This window comes from Pseudarthrobacter sp. NS4 (genome assembly GCF_024758005.1).
Classification (GTDB): Bacteria; Actinomycetota; Actinomycetes; order Actinomycetales; family Micrococcaceae; genus Arthrobacter.
Window position 1 is genome coordinate 3569638 of record NZ_CP103288.1, and the last position, 23323, is coordinate 3592960.

At 65.1% G+C, this 23323-nt stretch carries 21 protein-coding genes and 1 tRNA gene; 14 read left to right on the plus strand and 8 right to left on the minus strand.

What is annotated here, in order from left to right; all coding sequences use genetic code 11:
- Nucleotides 1-72: 72 nt before the first annotated feature.
- The 3 genes from acs (at nucleotide 73) to aroQ (ending at nucleotide 3596) form a co-directional block, all read left to right on the plus strand.
- Complete coding sequence (gene acs, locus NXY83_RS16860) at nucleotides 73-2073, plus strand: acetate--CoA ligase (protein ID WP_258803353.1); 2001 nt, start codon at nucleotides 73-75, stop codon at nucleotides 2071-2073.
- A gap of 106 nt (nucleotides 2074-2179) precedes the next feature.
- Entirely contained in the window at nucleotides 2180-2968 is a 789-nt protein-coding gene (locus NXY83_RS16865) for a DeoR/GlpR family DNA-binding transcription regulator (protein WP_258803354.1), read from the plus strand.
- A gap of 163 nt (nucleotides 2969-3131) precedes the next feature.
- Nucleotides 3132-3596 carry a type II 3-dehydroquinate dehydratase gene (gene aroQ, locus NXY83_RS16870; RefSeq protein WP_258803355.1) on the plus strand — a complete coding sequence of 155 codons (465 nt, stop codon included), beginning with the start codon at nucleotides 3132-3134 and terminating at the stop codon, nucleotides 3594-3596.
- Nucleotides 3597-3614: 18 nt separating this feature from the next.
- Here aroQ and NXY83_RS16875 read toward each other — a convergent pair whose 3' ends face one another.
- The gene (locus NXY83_RS16875) at nucleotides 3615-4799 is read right to left on the minus strand and encodes a MarP family serine protease (RefSeq protein ID WP_258803356.1); all 1185 of its coding nucleotides are present in this window, start codon (nucleotides 4797-4799) and stop codon (nucleotides 3615-3617) included.
- Nucleotides 4800-5052: 253 nt separating this feature from the next.
- On the opposite strand from NXY83_RS16875, the gene NXY83_RS16880 reads away from it, so the two are divergent.
- On the plus strand, nucleotides 5053-5730 hold the full coding sequence (locus tag NXY83_RS16880; protein ID WP_009359192.1) for a Crp/Fnr family transcriptional regulator: 678 nt from the start codon (nucleotides 5053-5055) through the stop codon (nucleotides 5728-5730).
- 240 nt (nucleotides 5731-5970) lie between these two features.
- Nucleotides 5971-6153: a hypothetical protein gene (locus tag NXY83_RS16885; RefSeq protein ID WP_258803359.1), complete on the plus strand. Its 183-nt coding sequence runs from the start codon at nucleotides 5971-5973 to the stop codon at nucleotides 6151-6153.
- On the opposite strand, the gene NXY83_RS16890 is transcribed toward NXY83_RS16885, so the two are convergent.
- From NXY83_RS16890 to NXY83_RS16900, 3 genes are read right to left on the minus strand one after another with little or no spacing between them, the layout of a single operon-like run.
- Entirely contained in the window at nucleotides 6150-7061 is a 912-nt protein-coding gene (locus NXY83_RS16890) for an NUDIX hydrolase (RefSeq protein WP_258803360.1), read from the minus strand. The two genes, NXY83_RS16885 and NXY83_RS16890, sit on opposite strands and share 4 nt — an antisense overlap.
- 15 nt (nucleotides 7062-7076) lie before the next feature.
- The gene (locus NXY83_RS16895; RefSeq protein ID WP_258803361.1) at nucleotides 7077-7610 is read right to left on the minus strand and encodes a RidA family protein; all 534 of its coding nucleotides are present in this window, start codon (nucleotides 7608-7610) and stop codon (nucleotides 7077-7079) included.
- Nucleotide 7611: 1 nt separating this feature from the next.
- Nucleotides 7612-7767, minus strand: coding sequence for a DUF4177 domain-containing protein (locus NXY83_RS16900; RefSeq protein ID WP_009359196.1), 156 nt, complete (start codon nucleotides 7765-7767; stop codon nucleotides 7612-7614).
- Nucleotides 7768-7804: 37 nt separating this feature from the next.
- Between NXY83_RS16900 and NXY83_RS16905 the strand changes: the two genes are divergently transcribed.
- From NXY83_RS16905 to NXY83_RS16925, 5 genes are all read left to right on the plus strand, one after another.
- Nucleotides 7805-10144 carry a transglycosylase domain-containing protein gene (locus NXY83_RS16905; RefSeq protein ID WP_258803363.1) on the plus strand — a complete coding sequence of 780 codons (2340 nt, stop codon included), beginning with the start codon at nucleotides 7805-7807 and terminating at the stop codon, nucleotides 10142-10144.
- Nucleotides 10145-10150: 6 nt separating this feature from the next.
- The gene (locus NXY83_RS16910) at nucleotides 10151-11095 is read left to right on the plus strand and encodes a metallophosphoesterase (protein ID WP_258803364.1); all 945 of its coding nucleotides are present in this window, start codon (nucleotides 10151-10153) and stop codon (nucleotides 11093-11095) included.
- A gap of 217 nt (nucleotides 11096-11312) precedes the next feature.
- A complete protein-coding gene (locus NXY83_RS16915) occupies nucleotides 11313-13121 on the plus strand; it encodes an ABC transporter ATP-binding protein (protein ID WP_258803365.1) in 1809 nt (602 codons plus the stop codon).
- Nucleotides 13118-14944 carry an ABC transporter ATP-binding protein gene (locus tag NXY83_RS16920; RefSeq protein WP_258803366.1) on the plus strand — a complete coding sequence of 609 codons (1827 nt, stop codon included), beginning with the start codon at nucleotides 13118-13120 and terminating at the stop codon, nucleotides 14942-14944. The genes NXY83_RS16915 and NXY83_RS16920 overlap by 4 nt, the downstream gene beginning before the upstream one ends.
- A gap of 230 nt (nucleotides 14945-15174) precedes the next feature.
- A tRNA-Pro gene (locus tag NXY83_RS16925) sits at nucleotides 15175-15251 on the plus strand.
- Between the two features lie 169 nt (nucleotides 15252-15420).
- On the opposite strand, the gene NXY83_RS16930 is transcribed toward NXY83_RS16925, so the two are convergent.
- Nucleotides 15421-15636 carry a hypothetical protein gene (locus NXY83_RS16930; protein ID WP_258803367.1) on the minus strand — a complete coding sequence of 72 codons (216 nt, stop codon included), beginning with the start codon at nucleotides 15634-15636 and terminating at the stop codon, nucleotides 15421-15423.
- A gap of 130 nt (nucleotides 15637-15766) precedes the next feature.
- Here NXY83_RS16930 and NXY83_RS16935 point away from each other — a divergent pair, with 130 nt between their 5' ends.
- Entirely contained in the window at nucleotides 15767-17032 is a 1266-nt protein-coding gene (locus NXY83_RS16935) for a helix-turn-helix domain-containing protein (protein WP_258803368.1), read from the plus strand.
- 36 nt (nucleotides 17033-17068) lie between these two features.
- On the opposite strand, the gene NXY83_RS16940 is transcribed toward NXY83_RS16935, so the two are convergent.
- Together NXY83_RS16940 and purD are read right to left on the minus strand one after the other, a co-directional pair.
- Nucleotides 17069-18007 (minus strand): phosphoribosylaminoimidazolesuccinocarboxamide synthase, encoded by a 939-nt coding sequence (locus tag NXY83_RS16940; RefSeq protein WP_258803369.1) that lies wholly within the window; start codon nucleotides 18005-18007, stop codon nucleotides 17069-17071.
- A gap of 1 nt (nucleotide 18008) precedes the next feature.
- Nucleotides 18009-19325: a phosphoribosylamine--glycine ligase gene (purD, locus tag NXY83_RS16945; protein ID WP_258806308.1), complete on the minus strand. Its 1317-nt coding sequence runs from the start codon at nucleotides 19323-19325 to the stop codon at nucleotides 18009-18011.
- 99 nt (nucleotides 19326-19424) lie between these two features.
- On the opposite strand from purD, the gene NXY83_RS16950 reads away from it, so the two are divergent.
- The 3 genes from NXY83_RS16950 to NXY83_RS16960 are packed head-to-tail and all read left to right on the plus strand — an operon-like array spanning nucleotide 19425 to nucleotide 22465.
- Nucleotides 19425-20996, plus strand: coding sequence for a molybdopterin-dependent oxidoreductase (locus tag NXY83_RS16950; protein ID WP_258803370.1), 1572 nt, complete (start codon nucleotides 19425-19427; stop codon nucleotides 20994-20996).
- Nucleotides 20997-21032: 36 nt separating this feature from the next.
- Complete coding sequence (locus NXY83_RS16955; RefSeq protein ID WP_258803371.1) at nucleotides 21033-22052, plus strand: asparaginase; 1020 nt, start codon at nucleotides 21033-21035, stop codon at nucleotides 22050-22052.
- A 35-nt stretch (nucleotides 22053-22087) separates the two neighbouring features.
- Nucleotides 22088-22465, plus strand: a complete 378-nt coding sequence (locus NXY83_RS16960) for a sterol carrier family protein (protein WP_258803372.1) — start codon at nucleotides 22088-22090, stop codon at nucleotides 22463-22465.
- A gap of 67 nt (nucleotides 22466-22532) precedes the next feature.
- Here NXY83_RS16960 and NXY83_RS16965 read toward each other — a convergent pair whose 3' ends face one another.
- Nucleotides 22533-23294, minus strand: coding sequence for an SDR family oxidoreductase (locus tag NXY83_RS16965; RefSeq protein WP_258803373.1), 762 nt, complete (start codon nucleotides 23292-23294; stop codon nucleotides 22533-22535).
- Nucleotides 23295-23323: the final 29 nt, after the last annotated feature.

Below are 23323 nucleotides of genomic sequence, written 5' to 3' on the forward strand. Positions count from 1 at the left end.
CCGTGCATGCGGCGGAGCCCGGCCGGTGCTCAGCATCCCGCGCAGCAAAGATCGATGAATGATGAGGTTCACATGTCCCAGGACACTCCAAGCTCCACGGCAACCGTTTCCGCAGGCTCGGCACAGCAGGGCGATGCCTTTGAAAACCTCCTCCATGAGACCCGGACCTTTCCGCCTTCGCCGGAGTTCGCTGCCAACGCTGTCGTCACCGCGGAGGAGTATCAGGAGGCCGACGCCGACCGGCCGGCTTTCTGGGCCCGGCAGGCGCGGGAGCTGCTGAGCTGGAGCAAGGATTTCGATGAGGCACTGGACTGGTCCAACCCGCCGTTCGCCAAGTGGTTCGTTGGCGGGGAGGTCAACGCGGCGTACAACGCGCTGGACCGGCACGTGGAGAACGGCCGGGGGGATCGGGTGGCCATCTATTTCGAGGGCGAACCGGGCGACACCCGCACCTACACCTATGCACAACTGACCGATGAGGTGAAGAAGGCGGCGAACGCGTTCGAGTCCCTCGGTGTGGCCAAGGGCGACAGGGTGGCGGTGTACCTGCCGATGATCCCCGAAGCGGTGATCACGCTGCTGGCGTGCGCCCGGATCGGCGCCGTGCACTCGGTGGTGTTCGGCGGCTTCTCCGCCGATGCCCTGCGTTCCCGCATCGAGGATGCCGAGGCCAAGCTCGTGGTGACCGCGGACGGCACGTACCGCCGCGGCAAGCCCAGCGCCCTCAAAACGGCCGTCGACGACGCCCTTGCCAGGGACGGCCATACGGTGCAGAACGTGGTGGTGGTCAAGCGCAACGGCCAGGACGTGGACTGGACCGAGGGCCGGGACCACTGGTGGGCCGACACCGTGGAGGCCGCCTCCGCCGAGCACACCGCCGTGGGCCACGATTCCGAGCACCCGCTGTTCATCCTCTACACCTCCGGGACCACGGGTAAGCCCAAGGGCATCCTGCACACCACCGGCGGCTACCTCACCCAGACCGCCTACACGCACAAGGCCGTGTTCGACCTGCACCCGGACACGGACGTGTACTGGTGCACGGCCGACGTCGGCTGGGTCACCGGCCACTCCTATGTCACCTATGCCCCGCTGATCAACGGCGCCACCCAGGTGATGTACGAGGGCACCCCGGATTCCCCGCACCAGGGCCGCTGGTGGGAGATCGTGGAAAAGTACAAGGTCTCCATCCTCTACACCGCACCCACAGCCATCCGGACGTTCATGAAGTGGGGCCGGGAAATCCCGGACAAGTACGACCTGTCCTCCCTCCGGGTCCTCGGCTCCGTGGGCGAACCCATCAACCCCGAAGCCTGGATGTGGTACCGGAATGTCATCGGCGGGGACAGGACCCCCATCGTGGACACCTGGTGGCAGACCGAGACCGGCGCGCAGATGATCGCCCCGCTGCCCGGCGTCACCGCCGCCAAGCCCGGCTCGGCGCAGGTCCCGCTGCCGGGCATCGCCGTTGACGTGGTGGACGAGATGGGCGAATCGGTGCCCAACGGCCATGGCGGGTTCCTGGTGATCCGCGAACCCTGGCCCGCAATGCTCCGCGGCATCTGGGGTGACCCGCAGCGCTTCAAGGACACCTACTGGTCCCGGTTCGAGACCATGTACTTCGCCGGTGACGGCGCCAAGAAGGACGAGGACGGCGACATCTGGCTCCTGGGCCGGGTGGATGACGTCATGAACGTCTCCGGGCACCGGCTCTCCACCACCGAGATCGAGTCCGCCCTGGTCTCCCACCCCGCCGTGGCCGAAGCCGCCGTCGTCGGTGCTGCGGACGAAACCACCGGCCAGGCCGTCGTCGCGTTCGTCATCCTCCGCGGCGACGCCGTGGACTCGGGCGACGAAATTGTCCAGGAACTCCGCAACCACGTGGGCAAGGAAATCGGCCCGATCGCCAAACCCAAGAACATCCTGGTGGTCCCCGAATTGCCCAAGACCCGCTCCGGGAAAATCATGCGCCGCCTGCTCAAGGACGTCGCCGAAGGCCGCGACCCCGGCGACGCCACCACCCTCTCCGACCCCACGATCATGCAACAGATCGCGGCGTCTCTCCGGAAGTAAGATCCGGAGGTAGGAAACGACGACGACGGCGCAGCCCACCACAGTGGGCGGCGCCGTCGCCGTATGCTGGGAGCAGACACGCCCCCTGCCCCGAAGGATCGCCCTGATGCTCGCCGTCGCACGCCACCAGGCCATTTTGGATGCTCTTCAGCGCGAGCGGGTTGTCCGGGTTTCGGACCTGGCGCAGCAGCTAGGGGTTTCCCTGATGACAGTCCGCAGGGACATCGAGGTGCTGGAGGAAGGCGGCCGGCTCGAACGGATCCACGGCGGTGCCAAGGTCCCGGGCGACACCAGCACCCACGAGCCCGGTTTCGACCTGAAGGCCACCCAACTGACCGCAGAGAAGCGTGCCATCGCCGTTGAGGCGGCCACCCTGGTGCAGGAGGGGATGGCGGTGGGCCTCAGCGCCGGAACCACCACCTGGGCACTGGCCAAGGAGCTCGCCAACGGGCCCCGGATCACTGTTGTCACAAACTCGGTGCGCATTGCTGACTTGTTCCACCACGCTGCGTCCACCGGTTCAGCCCGCTACCCGTCCACAGTGATCCTGATCGGCGGCGAGCGCACGCCGTCGGACGCGCTGGTGGGGCCCATCGCCACCGCGGCGTTGAAGCAGCTGCACCTGGACGTGCTGTTCCTCGGGGTTCACGGGATGGATGCCGACGCCGGGTTCACCACCCCGAACCTGCTGGAGGCCGAAACAGACCGGGCCTTCGTTTCCGCCGCCCGTAAGACTGTGGTGCTCGCGGATCACACCAAGTGGGGACTGCTGGGCATCAGCTCCATTGCCTCCCTGGAGGAAGTCGATGAGGTCATCAGTGATCCCGGTCTTGGTGCCGAGGCACAGCGCATCCTGCAGGAAAAAGTGGGCCGGCTGAGGCTCGCCTCCCTCTAGGGGGCCGCTCTAAGGTCAGCCGCAGGACTGCCGGACGTGCAGCTTCGCGGGAAAAATCCAGTGCCGGGGCTTCTCCTTCACATGTTGCTCGAAACAATCGTGAGGGGTCGCCCACGCTGCAGAGGATGACGCCGATTATGGCCCACCCGATAGATTGTCATCCATGACTGAAGCCTCCTCCGCCGTCGATGCCGGCCGCGGCACCATTCTTGTGATCAACGGCCCCAACCTGAACCTCCTTGGCACCCGCGAGCCGGAAAAGTACGGCACCTCAACTCTTGCCGACGTGGAGCAGTTGGCCGTAACGGCAGCGGAAGCACACGGCTTCAGCGTTGAATGCGTCCAGTCCAACCATGAGGGCGTCCTGCTGGACGTCATCCACGCGGCCCGGGGCACCGCCGCCGGCATTGTCATCAACGCAGGCGCCTTCACGCATACGTCTGTGGCGCTCCGTGACGCCCTCGCCGCGGTGCAGCTCCCCGCCGTCGAAGTCCATATCACCAACGTCCACCAGCGTGAGGAATTCCGGCACCACTCCTACCTGTCGCCGGTGTGCGCGGCAGTGATTGTGGGTGCAGGCGTCACCGGATACCGGCTGGCCATCGACTACCTGGCCGAAGTCCTCTAGCGCACAACCACGCGCCGACTACTTCTGGATGCACTGCCCGGATGAAACAGGCGCACTCAGTGCCGGGGCCTGTGCGGCTACCGGATTCAGGTCATCCATGGTGATGGCGAATCCCATCTCCGTGTCCGAGGTGGCTTTGGCGAAAATCACGCCCGCCACCTGGCCGTCCATGGTCAGCAGCGGCCCGCCCGAGTTGCCCGGCTGCACATCGCCCGCCAAGCGGTAGATCTCCTCCGGGGATGGGTTGCTCCCGTAGATGTCCGGAACCAGCACCGTGGTGATGTCCTGGATGGTGGCCGGTTTTGACTGGAAGGGACCACCGTGCGGGTAGCCGGCGAAAGCGGCCGCGCTGCCACCGGGAAGGTCGGCGCTCAGGGGCAGCGGCTCGGACGGAAGGTCCTCGACGGCCAACACCGCGAGATCGCGCTTCGTGTCGAAATAGACCACCCGCCCGGGCATCGCGCCGCCGTCGGGCAATTCCACCACGGGCTCCGACACGCCCGCCACGACGTGGGCGTTGGTCACCACGCGGTCCTCAGAGACAACAAACCCTGTACCCGTCTGGTTTTGCCCGCACTGATAGGCCGTCCCGGCGATTCTTAGGACGGACTGGGCTGCCCTGTTCAAGGCGGGGGTATCCGTGCTGGCGTTTGGTACCGGCACCGTGGGGCCCTGTTCCAGCCCTTCCAACAGCGTGGGTATGCCGTTGCCGATCACCGTGGAGCGCAGCTGCGCCATCGTGGCTTTGACGGGGTCGGGGGTCAGCCCGTCAATGAACCTGATGACCTTGGACTGGGCCAGCTGCTGGGACACGAACGGCACACCCAGGGAGCTGATGCTGAAGGCCAGCATGGACATCACCAGCGCGGAAACCGCCACATTGACGGCGCCGCCCACAAGCCGGTCCACCGCCCGCAGGGGCCGGATCCGCACGATGCCGCGGATTTGCCGTCCCACCATGGTCCCCAGGCCGTGTCCCAGGACCACCAGCACGACGGCGGCCGCCACAATGGCGGTCAGCCTCCATCCCGGATCCTCAACAAAGCCACTCACCAGGGGAACTGCGAAAAAGGCAGCGACTGCGCCGGCAGCGAATCCGGCGATGCCCCCTGCCGTCACAAGGAAACCGTTGCGCAAGCCGTAGACCAGGTAGGACAGCAAAGCCAGGATCAGGATCAGATCCAGGACAGTCAAGCCGACCACGAAGGCTCCTTATAACAGTTGAAACCTCATTCTAATAGTGGTGGCTGACAATCCCCTGAGGGACCAGCTCCTGTTGCTACCGGTTCCCCGCGCACTCCCGGACCTGCCATCGCGGCCCAGTCAAAATACCGCCGATCATGACGTCGAGGCCCGTCATAGGGGCGTTTCGGGTGCCAAGTTCGTCACAGAACCTTGAAAATTCTGAAACAATGGCACAAGCCGCCACAGCCGACACTTTTATTCAGGAGATTTTATGGACATCGAGGTACTGCGCCGAGCACCCCTTTTTGCCACGCTCGACGACGACGCATTCCGTCTGCTGACGGATGAGCTCACCGAGGTGGACCTTTCCCGCGGCGCATCAGTGTTCCGCGAGGGCGACCAGGGTGACCAGCTCTACTTCATCGTCTCCGGCAAGGTGAAGCTCGGCCGCACCTCCCCCGATGGCCGCGAATCGCTCCTCGCCATCCTTGGCCCGGGTGAGCTCTTCGGCGAAATGGCACTGTTCGATCCCAGCCCCCGCACCGCCACGGCAACCGCGGTGTCCGAGACCCGGCTGGCAGGACTGAAGAACGAGAGCCTGAACAACCTCCTCCGCACCCGTCCAGAGGTCTCAGCGCAGCTTCTGCAGGCCTTGGCCCGCCGCCTGCGCCGCACCAACGATTCCCTGTCGGACCTGGTCTTCTCCGACGTCCCCGGCCGTGTCGCCAAAGCACTGCTTGACCTCGCCGACCGTTTCGGCCGACCGGCCACGGACGGTGTCCTGGTGGCTCACGAACTCACCCAGGAAGAGCTGGCCCAGCTGGTGGGCGCCTCCCGCGAAACCGTGAACAAGGCCCTCGCCGAGTTCGTCCAGCGCGGCTGGCTCCGCCTGGAAGCCCGGGCCGTTGTCATCCTGGACATGCAGCGCCTCCGCCAGCGCTCCCGCTAGGGCAACAGCGAAAGGCCGCCCTTAGGGGCGGCCTTTAGCGTACCGTCCCACGGAGCCTCTCTCACATCCTGCCGCCCTTCGGGGAAGCCTCTCTCACATCCTGCCGCCCTTCGGGGAAGCCTCTCTCACATCCGGGGGCGAAGGTGAGAGAGCGTCCGCCAAAAACCGGCGAAAGGTGAGAGAGCGTCCAGGGTCAGGGCAGCCGCACGGCGGTAAAATTAAGCCACGAGGTGCATGGCGATGTCTGTGGCTTTGGCTGTCCTGTTAATCCTGCTGGGACTGGTGTCTTTGGCTGCCATAGCCGGGACGGTGGTCCTGGTAATCCGTGACGGCCGCGGCGAAATCCCGCCGGAGCCCTCGATTCGGCCCTGGACCGCAGGGACATTTCCCAGCGTCCCCTACTCCACGCTCCGCAGGATCTAGCGTTCCCGCTGGGGATCGCCGGGTACGGTCTTCGCAGCCTCCACCTCAAGGAGGAGCCGGCCGTCCTCTTCAACAAGGCTGGGCTGGTAGACATGGGCCTTGCGCTTGTAGCTCAGGTACGCGATGCAGCCGTTGGAAGAGGCCATCTTCTCGAGCATGATTTCGGAACCGGGCACCAGGAGTTCGCTGAGGGTTCGGCCAACCGTGTTCTCCTGCCCCACCTCGTCGCCGAGGTCGGTGGTGTCACGTCCGGCGATGACATCGGCAGCGTTCACCCACCTGCCCCACACCCCTCTTCCTTCCAGCAGCGTGGGCTGCTGGTTCAGGGGCACGGTGGCAGCGAAGTAGCGGGTGTCGAACCTGCGGTGTGCGAAGTCCGGGCTGCGCCAGTTCACGAGTGACTTCAGCAGGTCGGTCCGGACGGACAGCCCACGCTTGGCGAGGACTTCCGGAAAGGTCTTCTCCTGCTCGGCAACTGCAAGCCGGGCACGCATGTACTCCGGCGTGGACGTCGCCTCAACCGTGCTCGACATGTCGGCGCCGGCCAGCAGCACGCCTGTCTCCTCGAAAAGTTCCCGGATTGCGCCCACCACGTGACGGCGCGCCAGCCCGACGTCGTCCGTTCCCATCTGCTCAGCCCAATACTGCGGTGACGGGCCCAGCCAGCCGACGGGGTCATCGTCGGCTGCATCAAGGGAACCGCCGGGGAACGCAAGAACCCCCAGCGGCGAGGAACCGGGCCGGTAGGCCAGCCACGTTTCCAGGCCGGTGGGGGAATCCCGCAGCAGGACCACGGATGATGCAAGGCGCGCGGCCCGGGGGGTCCGTTCACCGTGTTCGAGCCAGCTCTGCGCCGCCCCTTCAAGATCCTGGGGTAGTGCAAAAAGGCGTCGGGCGAGCTGAGGCAAGGGAAGCGACCGGTCCTAGCTGAATTCTGCGATCAGTTCGACTTCTACGGGAGAGTCGAGCGGGAGGACAGCAACGCCGACGGCGGAACGGGCGTGCTGGCCCGCGTCGCCGAGGACTCGTCCCAGCAGTTCCGACGCGCCGTTGACGACGGCCGGCTGTCCGGTGAAGGACGGGTCCGAGGAGACGAAGCCGACCACTTTGACGATGCGGGTGATGCGGTCAAGGTCCCCGATCACGCTCTTCACAGCCGCCAGCGCATTGACCGCGCACACGGCAGCGTAACGCTGCGCGTCTTCCGGCGAAACCGTAGGCTCCTCGGCGAACCCTTCGGTGCCCGCCGAAACCTTGCCGGTGGCTTCGAGTTTGCCGTTGATGAAGGGGAGCTGCCCGGAGGTGTACACATGGCTGCCGGAGATCACGGCCGGGACGTAGGAAGCCACCGGAGCGGCCACCTCGGGAAGTGTGATTCCGAGTTCGGCAAGGCGCTGCTCAACAGCGGAAATGGGGCCGGCGGCCGTGCCGGACTGGGCTTCTGCGGGGATGCTCATGCTACTGCTTCTCCCTCTTCAGGTAGGCAACCAAGCCGTTTCCGTCAGGTCCGGGAACAACCTGGACGAGCTCCCAGCCGTCCTCTCCCCACTGGTCCAGAATCTGCTTTGTGGCGTGAATAATGAGCGGAATCGTCGCGTACTCCCATTTGGTCATGAGAGAAAGACTAGTCCTTGCCGGTAAAGTGGAAAACATGGCGACTCGTAAGAACCCCTTATTCGATACTGCCACCACCCTCGGAAAGATCCTCGTTTTCCTTGGCGTGAGTGCGATTTGTGGTGTCCTGGTAGCCGGCCTGCTGGTTCCCGCGGCAGCGGTATCGGGCAGCGCAGCCAGCGGTTCGATCGAGTTCTTCGACACACTTCCGGCCGAGCTGAAGGTTGATCCGCCCAACCAGACCACCAGGATCCTGGCAGCGGACGGCAGCGAGATCGCCAGCGTCTACACGGAGAACCGCACCAGGGTTGCCCTGGACCAGATTTCGCCGTTCATGAAGGACGCTGTCATCGCCGTCGAGGACAGCCGTTTCTATGAGCACGGCGGCGTGGACACCACGGGTATCCTCCGCGCCCTGGTCAGCACGGCGCGCGGCAACAGGCAGGGCGCCTCCACCGTCACCCAGCAGTACGTGAACAACGTCCTCAACGCCAACCTCGCCGCCGAGGGCCGGGACGAAGACATCAAACTGAACGGCGTCAACAAAGGCGTAGGCGACAAGCTCCGCGAGATGAAGCTCGCCATTGCCTTGGAGAAGGAGTTCAGCAAGGAGCAGATCCTTGAGGGCTACCTGAACATCGTGTTCTTCAACCGTGACGCCTATGGCGTTGAGGCCGCCTCCAGGTTCTTCTTCAGCACCTCTGCCAAGGACCTCACGCTTCCGCAGGCTGCGCTGCTCGCCGGGCTGGTCAACAGCCCCTCTGCGTTCGACCCCATCAGCAACCCGGAGAGCTCCAAGCAGCGCCGTGACCTGGTTCTTGGTTTGATGCTTGACCAAGGCAAGATCACCCAGGCCGATCACGACGCCGCCGTCGCCACCCCCGTGGAAACCAAGATCACCCCGGCGCGGCAGGGCTGCGCGTATGCCTCCACAGCACCGTACTTCTGCGACTACGTGCTGCACCTGCTGGAGAACAACCCTGCTTACGGTGCCGATGCCAAGGAACGCCAGCGCCTCATCTATGGCGGCGGCCTGACCATCACCACCACGCTGGACCCGGCCGCCCAGGCCGCCGCCCAGGAACAGGTCAACGCCTCCGCCGGCGCCAACCCGGACAAGTGGGGCGCTGCCATGGTCTCCGTGCAGCCCAACTCCGGCAAGATCGTCTCGATGGCCCAGAACACCTCCTTCCTGCCTGCTGAAGGTGCTTTCGACTCCCAGGTGAACTTCAACGTGGACAAGCTGGACAAGGACGGCAACGACCTCAATGGCCTGGGCGGAGCACAGCCCGGCTCCACCATGAAGCCGTTCACGTTTGCGCAGTGGCTTAACGAGGGCAAGTCCATGAACACCGTTGTCAACGCAGCGCAGCGCCGCTACCCCTTGAACTTCCCGTGGCGCAACTCCTGCGGCGAGGTCACCGGCGCCTACAACACGGCGCAGAAGGCTCTCGGCGCCGCTGATGACCTGCAGAACGCAGAACCCCAGTGGTACCGGCCCCTGTCCGTCCTTGAAGGCCTCTACAACTCCATCAACACAGTCACCTTCGCTTCAGCGGCACAACTGGACTTCTGTGGAATCCAGAAGGTTGTGGACGCAGTGGGACTTCATGGCGGGCTGCCCGCGAACGGCGAGCCCAACCCGAAAATCAACATGTCCACACTGGCCAACCTGCTGGGTTCCACCCAGACCGCTCCGCTGACCATGGCCAGCGCTTTCGCGACGTTCGCCAACGACGGGAAGTACTGCGAGCCCATCGCCATCACAGCGGTGACTGACCAGACCGGGGCCGCCCTGCCGGCGCAGTCCAGCAACTGCCGGGACGCGCTCAAGCCTGAAGTCGCCCGCGGCGTCAACTACGCCCTGCAGGAAACGCTGAACCGCGGCTCCGGCGCGCTGATCCAGCCCAGGATCTCCACCCGCACCAGCTTCCCCATTGGCGCGAAGACCGGTACGTCAAACAACAACGGCTCCACGTGGGTTGTTGGACACACCACCGGCCTGGCAACTGCTGCCTGGTTCGGTGACGCGCTGGGCGCCCAGGACCGTGCCGGCCAGAACATCACCGTCAACGGGAAGTTCTACCAGGGCATCGACGGTTACATGATCGCAGGCCCCATGTTCTCGAACTTCATGTCCCGGATTGCGCCGGCATACGGCACCGAGCCGTTCCCCGCCCCGCCCAGCAACCTGCTGAACGGTGGCGGCGGCACCAACACGCGCACCCCGGCTACCACTGCTCCCAGGGCTCCCGCAGCTCCCCAGGCCACCCGCGCACCCCAGGCGCCGGCCCCCGCGCCCCCAGCGCCGGCCGCCCCGCAGCCCGCCCCCGAGCCGAGCAACAACGGGAACGGCAACGAAAACGGGAACGGCTAGCCGCCGATGACCATCGATACGCTGGCCAGCCGCGCCCGGACCATGGGGCGCGGCTTTGCCGTCACCGCAGGAACCGGGGCGGCTGCAGGAATGGCCGCCTTTGCCTATGGACTGTGGGAAAAAGACCAGTTTGTCCTGCGCGAGGAAACGCTGGACATCCTGCCACCCGGCCGGAGCCCGTTCCGCATCCTTCACCTGAGCGATATCCACTTCGTTCCCGGCCAAAAAAAGAAGGCCGCCTGGCTGGCGTCCCTGGCAGACCTGGAACCGGACCTGGTGGTCAACACCGGTGACAACCTGAGCCACGGGAAAGCGGTGGATCCCCTCCTGGCCGCCCTGCGCCCGCTGTTGGAGTTCCCGGGTGTTTTTGTCCCCGGCTCCAACGACTATTTCGCGCCCAGCCTGAAGAACCCCGCCCTGTACCTGCTGGGTCCTTCCAAGCTGAAGCCCAAGCCGATCCCGCTGGACTGGCCGCGGCTGCGCTCGGGATTCGGCATGAGTGGCTGGGTGGACCTGACCAACCGCCACCAGTCCCTGGTGCTGAAGGGCATGCGTTTTGATTTTTCCGGAGTGGATGATCCTCACCTGAACCGTGAGCGCTACGCAGGCTGGCCCCGCGGAACCGTCAACCAGGACTCGAACGACCACCTCAAGGTTGCGGTAGTCCACGCGCCGTATCAGCGGGTGCTGGACCACTTCACCGGGAACGGGGCGGACCTCCTGCTGGCCGGCCACACCCACGGGGGCCAGTTGTGCATCCCCGGTTACGGTGCGGTCATTGCCAACTGCGACCTCCCCACGTGGCGCGCCAAGGGCCTGAACGACTGGCAGAACAACGGGCGTACGACGCCGGTGAACGTCTCGGGCGGTATCGGCACCTCGCGCTTTGCCCCGGTGAGGATTGCCTGCAAACCCGAAGCCGTCCTGCTGACCCTCACTTCCCGGGCGTGAAACCGCGGCTTGCCCTGTCACTTGGCGCTCTTAGACAAGATTCATAGGAGCCCTAAGTAACAGGGCATGCGGGGCGCTGAGGGCCAAACCGCTATTACGGAGTGCAATAAGTGGGCAAGCCTGCCGAGAGGCTTCCATTCCTGTGAATCGTCTCACCCCTTGGCATAAGGTTGTTGCTACGGGAAACTACATTCGATTTAGAGCTTGAGAAGCGGGCATGGCCAAGCAAACTCCATTCTTCAGATCCATCAGCCGTCTCTATCCCCATGTCCGGCCCATCATTCCGCGGCTTCTGCTCGGGCTTCTGTGTGCGCTCATGGCCAGCGTTGTTGCCCTGGCCATTCCGCAGATGCTGCGGGTCCTCATCAATGAATCGCTGAAGCCAGGCGGTGCAACCGACGCGGTGTGGATTTCGGCCGGAATCATCCTGGTCCTCGGCGTGGCGGAGGCCGGATTGGTCGCCCTCCGCCGGCAGTTCGTCATCAACCCCGCCACGTCAGTCGAAACCCGGATGCGGGTGTCGCTGTACGGCCACCTGCAGGACCTGACTGTTTCCTTCCACGACCGCTGGGGCTCCGGACAGCTGCTCTCCCGCGCCATGACCGACCTGAACTTCCTGCGCCGCTGGATGGCCTTCGGAGCCATCATGCTGGTGGTCACCACACTCACCGTCATCATCGGCATCTCGGTCATGTTCGCCATGAGCTGGCAGCTCGCCCTCATCTTCCTTGCCGCCGCAGTGCCCATCATGGCGTACAGCTTCCGGTTCCGGACCCGCTTCAGCAAAGTCACCCGCCGCAGCCAGGACCAGGCCGGCGATCTTGCCACCACAGTGGAGGAATCGGTCCACGGCATCCGCGTCCTGAAAGCCTTCGGCCGGAGCCGTGAAGCGCTGGAAAACTTCAACGAACAGGCCGAGGAACTCCGGCAGACGGAGATTGAAAAAGCGCGCCACCAGGCAATGTTCTCGATGGTGGTCACGCTCCTGCCCGAGCTCGCCCTCGGCGCCGGACTGGTGGTTGGCGTCATGCTGTGTGCCGGCGGCGAGCTGAGCATCGGCGCCCTGGTGGCGTTCTTCGCCACGGCAGCAGTCATGGCCGCCCCCGTGGAGTTCTCCGGAATGCTGCTGGCCATGGCACTCACTGCCAAGACCGCCGTCGACCGCCACTACGAGGTGATGGACTCGGAGAACACCATCACCAGTCCCCCTGAACCGCGCCGGCCCCGCCGGCTCACCGGTTCGCTGCGTTTCAGCAACGCATCCTTTGCGTTCGCGGATGCTCCGGATAAGCCCATCCTGAAGGACATCAACCTTGAGCTCCTGCCCGGTGAAACCATGGCCCTGGTGGGGATTACCGGAAGTGGCAAGAGCGCCCTGATCCAATTGGTGCCGCGCCTTTACGACGTCACCGAGGGCTCCATCACCATCGACGGCTTGGATCTGAGGGATTTCGACGTCGAGGAACTCCGGAGCATCGTGGGTGTGGCCTTCGAGGACACCACGCTGTTCTCCAGTTCGGTCCGGGACAACGTCCTGCTGGGCGCCCGGGAGCGGACTGATGAAATCCTGGAAGAAGCACTGGACGTGGCCCAGGCCCATTTCGCCTACTCGCTGCCCGAGGGCCTGGACACCCTGATAGGTGAGGAAGGGCTCAGCCTGTCCGGCGGACAGCGGCAGCGGATTGCCCTGGCGCGCGCAATCGCAGCCCGCCCGAAGGTCCTGGTCCTGGATGATCCGCTGTCCGCCCTGGACGTCCACACCGAGGAGCTCGTCGAAACCCGTCTCCGGGAAGTGCTGAAGGACACCACCACCCTCATCGTGGCCCACCGGCCGTCCACCGTGGCCCTGGCTGACAGGGTGGCTCTGCTGGCGGACGGCCGGATCACCGCCGTCGGAACCCACACAGAACTGCTCGCCACCAACCACCACTACCGCTATGTCATCGCAAGCCTCGACCAGGAACCCCGGGACCTGGACTCCGAACTGTCGGTGCTCGAGGACCACGCAGAGGAGGTGACCCGATGAGCACCGCGACCTTCGGCACGGCCAACGAAGACAACGCCCACCTCAGCAAAAGTGACAGCAGGGCAGTACGACGGCGGTCGCTCGCCCTGCTGCGCTCCCTCATCCGTCCCGTGCGGGTACGGTTCTGGCTGACCATCGCCATGGTGGTCCTTTCCCAGGCCGCGCGCGTCGCCGGCCCGGCACTCATCGCCTTTGGCATCGACCACGCGCTGCCTGCGCTGCGCGCCGGGGACAACCTTCCCCTGGTGTTCACGGGGGTTGCCTACCTTCTCGCGGCCATCGCGACGGCAGGGCTCACGGCCCTGTACGTCACCTCCACCGCGAAGCTCAGCCAGTCCATGCTGCTGGACCTCCGGGTCAGGGTGTTCCGGCATACGCAGCGGCTCAGCCTCGAATTCCACGAGAAGTACACGTCCGGGCGGATCATCGCCCGGCAGACCTCCGACCTCGAAGCCCTCCGCGAACTCCTTGATTCAGGCGTGAGCTCATTGGCTTCGGGCCTGCTGTTCATGATCTTCACAGCCATCACCGTTTTCGCCCTGGACTGGCGCAGCGGGCTGCTGGTACTGGCCGCCGGCGTTCCCATGTTCTTCCTGGCCCGCTGGTACCAGAAGCACTCCCAGATCACTTTCCGGGAATCCCGGGTGGTGTCCGCGCGGCTGATCGTGCACTTCGTTGAGACCATGACCGGTATCCGGGCCGTCAAAGCCTTCCGCAAGGAGAAGGAGAACGCGCAGACCTACGGGCAGCTGGCCGAGGACTACCGGCTGGTGACAGTACGCTCCATCAACCTGAACGGCATCTTCCAGCCCGGGCTGGTGCTCATTGGCAACGTCTGCGTCGCCGTGGTCCTGCTCTTCGGCGGGTTCCGCGTACTCACCGGCGACCTGGCGGTGGGCGTGCTGCTGGCACTGATCCTTTCCACCAAGCGCTTCTTCCAGCCCGTGGACCAGATGGCCATGTTCTACAACTCCTTCCAGAGCGCGCAGGCCGCCCTCGAGAAAGTCTCCGGGCTCCTCGAGGAGGTTCCCACGGTCCGGCCGCCCAGGAATCCAGTTGCCCTGCGGAGCGCCAAGGGCGAAATCGACTTCAAGAACGTGGAGTTCGGCTACGGCGACGGTCCGGTCATTGTTCCCACCCTGAACCTGCACATCCCGGCGGGGCAGACTGTGGCGCTGGTGGGCCAGACAGGCGCCGGAAAATCCACGCTGGCGAAGCTGATTGCGCGCTTCTACGATGTCAGTTCCGGTTCGCTCACCCTTGACGGGGTGGACCTGCGGAACCTCAGCACCACCGATTTGCGGCGGAACATCGTGATGGTTACCCAGGAAGCCTTCCTGTTCAGCGGCTCGGTTGCTGACAACATCGCCCTTGGCCGTCCCGAGGCCTCCCGCGCGGAGATCGAGGAGGCTGCCAAGGCAGTGGGCGCCCACGAGTTCATCCTCGAACTGCCGGAGGGCTACGACACCGACGTCAACAAGCGCGGCGGGCGGGTGTCCTCAGGCCAGCGGCAGCTTATCAGTTTTGCCAGGGCCTTCCTGGCCCGCCCGGCCGTGCTGGTTTTGGACGAAGCCACCTCCTCCCTGGACATCCCCTCCGAACGGCTGGTGCAGACCGGACTCGCCCGGCTGCTCGCCGGCACAGACACCGCAGGCAGGACTGCGCTGATCATCGCCCACCGGCTGTCCACCGTGGAGACCGCCGACCGAGTCCTGGTGGTCCACGACGGCCGCATCGTGGAGGACGGCAGCCCTGCCGACCTCATCGGCGGTGGTGGACGCTTCGCCGACCTGCACGGCGCCTGGAAGGATTCGCTGGTGTGAGCCTGTCCGGGAACGCGGCGAAAAGTCCTTCCGCCCGGGCAAATGCAGAGGGAGCCTTTGACCTGCACATGCAGGGGAAGCCGTTTGTCGATGCTCCGCTGCCGGAAAAGTTGCCGCCGGTGCTGATCCGTAACCCTGAACGGGACACGCGTGACATGTGGCTGGAACACCAGGATTTCGCATCGGGACACCCGATCGGCTATTCTTGTAAAGTTGCTTTTGCAGCGGATCGGGATGTAGCGCAGCTTGGTAGCGCGCTTCGTTCGGGACGAAGAGGTCGCAGGTTCAAATCCTGTCATCCCGACCATAACGAAAAGAGGGTCTCCTTACAGAGGCCCTCTTTTTTGTTCCCGCCCAAGCCTGTTCGTTACCTTTCCCTGGCTCCCGGGGCACCCAGACGGAACGTGGCGGCGTAAAGGAACAGCCCCGGAGCAGATGCTCCGGGGCTGCTGTCGCCTCCTGTTATGAGGAAGCTTTTACATCGGGTCAGGCCAGTTACCGGTGTAGGTGGTGTAACTCTTGTCGTCTTTATCCTTGGAAGGCTTTGACATAGGGTCCGGCCAGTTGCCGGTCCTTGCTACAGATACACCTTCGGCGTCGGCAATGGAACCCGCAGACAGGACGGCCGGAGCCGCAGCAGAGAAAGCCAGGGCCCCTGCCAGGGCGGCCGCGGCTGCAATCTTCTTCAACATATAAGTTCCTCAATACGAGTCGGATTCGTTACAAAGCCAGCACTGTCCTTGTTGACATACATTGTAAAATGTTTTCCACAGAGGCTGTCAAGCTTCTGTGGAAAGAAATGTTCGGAAAGGAGGAAAACCCGTGGGCAACGGATTTGGGGAGAAGCTCCGGGCGGAGCGGCTTGAACGTGGGCTCACGCAGGCCGAGCTCGGCAAGGACCTGTACTCCCCCAGCTATATCTCACTGCTCGAGACTGGCCGCAGGGAACCGACCGCGGAGGTGATCGACGAGTTGGCGAAGAGGCTGGAGCTGGCGCCGAAAGCGCTGGAGGCCTGGAGCCAGCCCATTACCGTCAGCGACGCAGAATATGTTCTGGCAGGGCTGTACGCACGCCAGGCCTGGGACCTCAGGGATTACCCGCTGGCGGCGAGCCACGCAGCCACAGCGGCAAAGATCGCCCTGGAAGGAAAAAACACCAGCGCGTGGTGGAACATGTCCTACATGCAGGCGGAGTGTCTCATGAAGCATGGCGACCTGCAGGAGTGCCAGGACATCATCGAGCGCCTGCTGGAACATCCCATGGCAACGGAATCGGTGGGTCTGGGTGTTCGCGCCAGGCAAATGCTCGCCACCGTGTGCCAGCGTCAAGGACAGTTGTCCATGGCCGTGGACTACGCGCAGGAAGCGATGAGACTGTCGCAGCAGCTGCCCAGGAATTCAACAATCATCGTCGGTGCCCTGCGGGTCCTGATCGGCGCCTTGGCTGAGACCGGCCGACTGGACGAAGCCTGGGCCTCGTGCCAGGACCTGCTCGCCCGGGTGGATGAGAATTCGATGTCGCAGCTTGCAGGCGAGGTGGCCTGGGTAGTCGGGAATGTCGCCTTTATGCGGCACGACTACGCCGAAGGGGTCAAACATCACGAACGGGCAGCCAAGCTTCTGTCCCCCGCCAACGACATAGAGCTCTGGGCCCGGTTCAATAAAGCCTCGGCCGCAGTGCGTTTGTCATCAGGCATCGTTGAACCCGAAACTCTTTCCTCCATCGAGCGCGCCGAGCTGGCGTTCTCGATCGTGGGCGGGACTAAGAGCGACGAGCTGGAAGTCGCCTTTATTCGCGCCCGGTGGCTGTACCTGACCGGGGACATTGTTGCCGCCGTCGAAAAGCTGCGGGAGATCCATGCTGAACGCAGCGCCCTTGCCAAGCACACAGCCGGGGAAGTGTCGCTCCTGCTGGGCAAATCCCTCAAGGCAGCAGGCGAGCCCGAAGAAGCCCTGGTGCATCTGGAAGAAGCGCAGAAAGCCTTTAGCGCCGCAGGCGCCGGGGACCGCGTCCAGCAGGCAATGGACGCGGTCCTGGAAATAAAGCTGGCGCAAAAGCGCGCGGCAGCCGCCGCGAAAGCCAGCTAGTTACAACGCCGTTCGCCGGGAGCAGCTGGGGCTCCGTCAGGCGAAGGTTTTCCCGGTGATTTTCTCGTAGGCCTCAACGTAGCGGCTGCGGGTACGCTCAACAACCTCAGCAGGCAACGCCGGTGGCGGCGAATCCGAGGACCTGTCCCAGCCCGATTCGGCTGATGTCAGCCAGTCCCGAACGTACTGTTTGTCGTAGGACGGCTGTGCCCTGCCCGGCTGGTACGTGGCGGCGTCCCAGAACCGGGAGGAATCGGGCGTCAGCACCTCATCCCCGAGCGTGATGGAGCCGGAGACGGCATCGTACCCGAACTCCACTTTCGTATCAGCGAGGATAATGCCCCGCTCCCGCGCGATCTGCTCGGCAGTCGTATAGATCTTCAACGTGAGCTCGCTGAGCCGGGCGGCGATGTCGTCCCCCACCATGGCCACCACGGCGTCGTAGGTGATGTTCTCGTCATGCTCACCTACCTCTGCTTTGGCGGAGGGCGTGAAGATAGCGTGGTCCAGCCTGGAACCGTCCACCAGGCCCTCGGGCAGCGGAATGCTGCACACCGTGCCTGAAGCTTTGTACTCCTGCAGCCCGGACCCCGTGAGGTAGCCGCGGGCGATGCACTCCACCGGGAACATGTCCAGCTTCTTGCAGATCATTGCACGGCCCTCAACCTCTGCCGGCACACCGTCCTCCACCGTGGAGCCCAGCACGTGGTGCTCAACGTCCAGCTGGTCGAACCACCAGAGGCTCAGCTGGGTGAGGATGCGTCCCTTGTCCGGAATCTCACTGGAGAGCACATGGTCGTAGGCGCTGATCCGGTCGCTGGCCACCACCAGCACGCATTCCTGGCCGGCCCGCTGCAGGACGGACTCGTCGGCCGGCTCGTAGAGGTCCCTCACCTTGCCCGAGTAGATGTGCTTCCATCCCGGCAGATCGAGTGTCTGGGTGCTGAAGCCGCGGGGCGCGGGTGTTTCCGTCATGCTAGGCCTTCGCTTTCGTCACGGGCAGGGAGCTGGTCGCCGCGGACGGGACCTTGATTTCGCCGCGCGCGGCTTTGCCGCCAATGTCGCTGCGGAACTGGGAGCCTTCGAGCTGGACCAGCTCCACGCCGTCGTACGCCCTTTCGCGCGCCTCCACGAGGTCGCTGCCGAGCGCAACGACGGCGAGCACGCGCCCACCGGCGGAGACCACCTTGCCGTACTCGTCAAAGGCGGTGCCGGCGTGGATCACATGCACGCCTTCGAGCTCTTCCACTTTCTTAAGCCCGCGGATGCGGTCGCCGGTCCGCGGGGTGTCAGGGTAGTTTTCGGACGCGACGACGACGGCGACGGCGGTCTCCTTCGCCCAGCGCAGCTCTTCAGCCTTGTCCAGTTCCCCCTTGGCCGCTGCCAGCAGCAGGGCACCGAGGGGCGTCTTGAGCCGGGCGAGGACCGCCTGGGTTTCCGGGTCGCCGAAGCGGACGTTGAATTCGATGACACGGGTGCCACGTGAGGTCAGTGCGAGTCCCACGAACAGGACGCCCACGAAGGGGGTGCCGCGACGCGCCATTTCGTTGACGGTGGGCTGGGCCACGCGGTCGATGACCTCCTGGACCAGGCCTTCGGGTGCCCATTCAAGCGGCGTGTAGGCGCCCATGCCGCCGGTGTTGGGGCCTTCGTCGCTGTCGAAGATGCGTTTGAAGTCCTGGGCCGGTGAGAGCGCCACGGTGTTGTGCCCGTCGCAGAGCACAAACAGGGAGACCTCGGGCCCGTCCAGGAATTCCTCGATGACCACCGAGCCGCCGGCGTCGAAGCAGGACTGCGCGTGGGCAAGCGCTTCCTCGCGGTTCCTGGTGACCACCACACCCTTGCCGGCTGCGAGTCCGTCATCCTTCACCACGTAGGGGGCGCCGAAGGTATCGAGCGCCGAGGCGGCTTCTTCAGCGTTGGTGGCCACCATGGCCATCGCGGTGGGTACTCCGGCTTCGGCCATGATTTCCTTGGCGAACGCCTTTGAGGCCTCAAGCTGCGCGGCGGCCTTGCTGGGCCCGAAGACGGGGATCCCGGCCTCGCGGACGGCGTCGGACACGCCTGCGGCGAGCGGAGCTTCGGGGCCCACTACAACCAGGTCAACGGTGAGCTTGGTTGCGAGCGCGGCGACGGCGTCCGGATCGGTGGCGTTGATGCTGTGGGTGGGGACCAGCTTGCTGATGCCGGCGTTGCCAGGCGCCGCATGGACTTCGGACACGTTGGGGTCGGCGAGCAGGGAGCGGACAATGGCGTGTTCGCGGCCTCCGGGGCCGATGACGAGTACCTTCACAGTCTCCAAGGGTACTTTGTGCACCCTGCCGCTTCCTAAGCTGTGTCCTTGGCGGCCCGCTGTGACAATCCGGGGCAGTGTCCGCTCCGAACAACAACCATGACAAAGCTTCGGAACTGGCTCAAGGCTCCCGCCACCATGGCTGCACTGGCAGGCGTGGTGGCGGCCGCCGTCGTCCTTGCCGTTGCGGAGCTGATCGGTGCATTCTTCACCGCACGGGCTACCCCGCTGTTCGCCCTGGGATCGACCTTCATCGACTTCACCCCCTCCTGGCTGAAGGATTTCGCCATTGCCACGTTCGGCACCGGTGACAAAGCGGCGCTGTTCGTTGGTATGGGCCTGACCATCGCCGTGCTCGCATGCGTGTTGGGCGTGGTGGCGTACCACAAATGGGCCCTGGGCGTCCTGGGCGTCCTGTTCATGGGCACCGTCATCATTGCAAGCGTCGTGACCCGCGCCGGCGTGGACCCGGTGGATGCGTTCCCCAGCGTGCTCGGAACGCTCGCGGGCCTCGTAACCCTGCGGCTCCTGATAGCCCCGCTGTGGGGACTGAAGGCCTGGCCTGAGGCGCCCGCCGATGTTGCCGACGGCCGGCACCCCGCAACCACCCGGCGCCGGTTCTTTGCGGCAACGGGAATCACCGCGGCAGCAGCGGGAATTGCGGCAACGGGTGGCCGGCTCCTCAGTGCCGCCCGGAGCAACATTGCCCAAGCGAGGGAGGCCCTCCAACTGCCCTCTCCTGCCAAGGCCGCACCCCCCGTACCCGCAGGCGTCCAGTCAGCGGTGGCAGGCGTTCCGCCGTGGACAACGCCCAACGGCGACTTCTACCGCATCGATACCGCCCTCAGCGTTCCGGAGATCAACGCCGATGACTGGGAACTCCGGATCCATGGACTGGTGGAGGAGGAAGTGCGCCTCACCTTCCAGGACCTGCTCGACGCCGACCTGATCGAATCACACGTGACCCTCACCTGCGTCTCCAATCCGGTAGGCGGAAACCTGGCAGGCAACGCCAAGTGGCTGGGCCTGCCCATCCGGGAGGTCCTCAAGCAGGCCCGGCCCAAGGACGGGGCGGACATGGTGCTCTCCACCTCCATCGACGGCTTCAGCGCCTCCACTCCCCTGGAAGTACTCCAGGATGACCGTGACGCCATGCTGGCCATCGGCATGAACGGCGAGCCCCTTCCACTGGAGCATGGCTACCCCGTGCGGATGGTGGTTCCCGGCCTGTATGGTTTCGTCTCCGCCACCAAATGGGTGGTGGACCTGGAGGTGACCCGTTTCGCCGACAGCAAGGCCTACTGGACAGAGCGTGGCTGGTCCGAACGCGGACCCATCAAAACGATGGCGCGGGTGGACGTGCCCAAGTCCTTCGCCAAGGTGCCTGCAGGAAAGGTAGCCCTGGGCGGCACTGCATGGGCGCAGACCCGGGGCATCACCAAGGTGGAAATCCAGGTAGACGACGGGGACTGGGCCGAGGCCGAACTGTCCACCGAGGCGTCGCTCATCACCTGGCGCCAGTGGTCCTATGAGTGGGACGCCGCGCCCGGTGCCCACTACATCAAAGTCCGGGCCACTGACGGCTCCGGTGAGGTGCAGACGGACCAGCGCGCAGACCCCGTCCCGGACGGTGCGTCGGGCTGGCAGTCCGTGATGGTGACGGTGGAATAGCGCCGGTTTCCAAGGGGCGGCCCCTAGACTGGCACCATGCCGCACAATCCACATGCCACCTTCACCGTGGACTCCGCCGTCGAACTGGCTGTGATCGAGCGCAGCGGGTTTGTGGAGTCCCGGCACATCGGTTCAGCCGTCCTCCTGTCCGCGGACGGTTCCGTGGTCACCGAACTGGGGGACATCAATACGCCCATTTATGCCCGGTCCGCCCTGAAGCCTTTCCAGGCGCTGGCGGCCATGCAGTCCGGCGTTCCGCTGCGGGGAGCCCAGGTGGCAGTTGCCTGCGGCAGCCACACCGGATCACTGGACCACATGGACGTGGTGGCCGGGATGCTGAAAGCGGCAGGCGTCCGCGAGGACCAGCTTCAGTGCCCCGAAGCGTGGCCGCAGGACGAGACTGCCCGGAACTGGCTGGTACGTTCCGAAAAGGGGAAGTCCCGGCTGGCGTTCAACTGTTCAGGCAAGCACGCGGCCTTCCTCTGGGCGTGCACCGAAAACGGCTGGGATACCCACAGTTACCTGGAGCCCAACCATCCACTGCAGCAACGGATCCGCAGTGTGATCGAGGAATACGCGGGCGAGAAGATCGCCCACCTGGGCATCGACGGGTGCGGGGCGCCAGTGGCAGCAGTGTCGCTAAAGGGCCTGGCCAGGGGTTTTTCGCATCTGGCGAAGGCTCCGGGTGACCAGAGTTTCAGTGCCCGCGCCGCAACCATCGCAACCTCCATGCTGGACTACCCATGGGCGGTCCAGGGCCGCGGCGAGGCCAACACGATGGTGATGGATGAGCTGGAGATCATTGCCAAGATCGGGGCCGAGGGAGTCCTGGCCATGGCCACCCCGCAGGGCGTGTCCGTGGCCGTCAAAATCCTGGACGGAAACGTCAGGGCAACCTCGCTGGTGGCCCTGACGCTCCTCGCCGCTGCCGGTGCCGTGGACATTCCTGGTGTTGCCAGCGTCCTGGAGAAAGTCGTGGAACCGGTCATGGGCGGCGGACAGCCGGTGGGCAAGATCCGGCTGGGCCCGGCCGTTTCCGCGCTCCTGGACCAATAACCCCACACGAACGTTCACAAGAGGAGGCCGGAAACATGGCCGTAGCCCGCCGTCGTATTGACGTCGAGGAAGGCGCAGCGGCGCTGGCATCATGGCGGAAAGCCGCCGAATCGCCGTCGGACGCGCCCCTGCCCCGGGCCGTCCTGGCTACCGCCGTGCGCTACTCGCTCGAGGAAGTAACCGCCCGGGCACCGGGAAACTCCGTGGAAGTCCGCGTCCCGCCCTTCGGCGTCACGCAGTGCGTGGAGGGGCCCCGCCACACCCGTGGCACCCCGCCCAACGTTATTGAGTGCGACGCCGCCACCTGGCTGGCGATGGTGACCGGCCAGTTGGGCTGGGCGGACGCCGTCGGGGCGGGCAAGGTGGCTGCCTCGGGGCTGCGGGCAGACCTGTCGCAGCTGTTGCCGCTCTAGGTGTACTAAGTCAGGCGGGAGGGCCCTCATTAGCTGGTGGTCCCGCTTGGCTGGATGGTCCCCCCGCTTAGCCGCGGCCGATGAAGGGCATCCCCGCCGCGGTCACCACGACGGAGCCCACACTGGCCGTTGGTGGCATGTTGGCCATCATCAGCACGGCGCTGGCCGCGTCGGCCACCGGAAACATCGGCTCAACCCGGCGGCTGCCATCCGCCTGCAGCGCGCCTGAGCCCACCCCGATGGTGTCCATGATGTCGGTGGCCGTATTGCCGATGTCGATCTGGCCGCAGGTGATCCCGAAGCCACGCCCGTCCAGCTCGATGCTTTTGGTGAGGCCCGTCATCGCGTGCTTGGTCACCGTGTAGGCCACGGTCCGCGGGCGCGGCGAATGCGCAGAGATGGAGCCGTTGTTGATGATGCGACCGCCCTGCGGTTCCTGGGCCTTCATGGTCCTGACGGCGGCCGCGGCGCACAGTATGGAACCCGTGAGGTTGACCGCTACCGTGGCGTTCCAGTCGTCCACACTGATCTCGTCCACGCTGGCGGCCGGGCCGAAGATGCCCGCGTTGTTGAACAGCACATCCACCCGTCCCCACTTCTGCCGGGCGGCTTCGAAAAGCCGTGCGACGTCGTCGGGCAGGGTAACGTCGCACGGCACCACCAGCGCGTCCGGGTGACCGTCCGCCGTCTCCAGCAGCTGCGCCTCCCGCCGCCCGGCCAGGGCAACCCGGTACCCGTCGGCCAGCATCTGCCGGGCTACCTCCCGGCCTATACCTGAGCCGGCACCGGTGACGACGGCGACGCGTCCGGCGGGCTGGGGATTGTTCACGCTGTTCTCCTGGAATTGCTGATGCTTGC

Bases quoted from the DNA above. Each gene is read 5' to 3' on its own strand.
- NXY83_RS16865 (WP_258803354.1), top strand. From the start codon at position 2,180: ATGCTCGCCGTCGCACGCCACCAGGCCATTTTGGATGCTCTTCAGCGC.
- NXY83_RS16910 (WP_258803364.1), top strand. From the start codon at position 10,151: ATGACCATCGATACGCTGGCCAGCCGCGCCCGGACCATGGGGCGCGGC.
- NXY83_RS16940 (WP_258803369.1), bottom strand. From the start codon at position 18,007: ATGACGGAAACACCCGCGCCCCGCGGCTTCAGCACCCAGACACTCGAT.
- NXY83_RS16880 (WP_009359192.1), top strand. From the start codon at position 5,053: ATGGACATCGAGGTACTGCGCCGAGCACCCCTTTTTGCCACGCTCGAC.
- NXY83_RS16950 (WP_258803370.1), top strand. From the start codon at position 19,425: ATGACAAAGCTTCGGAACTGGCTCAAGGCTCCCGCCACCATGGCTGCA.
- NXY83_RS16895 (WP_258803361.1), bottom strand. From the start codon at position 7,610: ATGAGCATCCCCGCAGAAGCCCAGTCCGGCACGGCCGCCGGCCCCATT.
- aroQ (WP_258803355.1), top strand. From the start codon at position 3,132: ATGACTGAAGCCTCCTCCGCCGTCGATGCCGGCCGCGGCACCATTCTT.
- NXY83_RS16885 (WP_258803359.1), top strand. From the start codon at position 5,971: ATGTCTGTGGCTTTGGCTGTCCTGTTAATCCTGCTGGGACTGGTGTCT.
- NXY83_RS16955 (WP_258803371.1), top strand. From the start codon at position 21,033: ATGCCGCACAATCCACATGCCACCTTCACCGTGGACTCCGCCGTCGAA.
- NXY83_RS16915 (WP_258803365.1), top strand. From the start codon at position 11,313: ATGGCCAAGCAAACTCCATTCTTCAGATCCATCAGCCGTCTCTATCCC.
- NXY83_RS16900 (WP_009359196.1), bottom strand. From the start codon at position 7,767: ATGACCAAATGGGAGTACGCGACGATTCCGCTCATTATTCACGCCACA.
- NXY83_RS16920 (WP_258803366.1), top strand. From the start codon at position 13,118: ATGAGCACCGCGACCTTCGGCACGGCCAACGAAGACAACGCCCACCTC.
- NXY83_RS16960 (WP_258803372.1), top strand. From the start codon at position 22,088: ATGGCCGTAGCCCGCCGTCGTATTGACGTCGAGGAAGGCGCAGCGGCG.
- NXY83_RS16905 (WP_258803363.1), top strand. From the start codon at position 7,805: ATGGCGACTCGTAAGAACCCCTTATTCGATACTGCCACCACCCTCGGA.
- NXY83_RS16930 (WP_258803367.1), bottom strand. From the start codon at position 15,636: ATGTTGAAGAAGATTGCAGCCGCGGCCGCCCTGGCAGGGGCCCTGGCT.
- acs (WP_258803353.1), top strand. From the start codon at position 73: ATGTCCCAGGACACTCCAAGCTCCACGGCAACCGTTTCCGCAGGCTCG.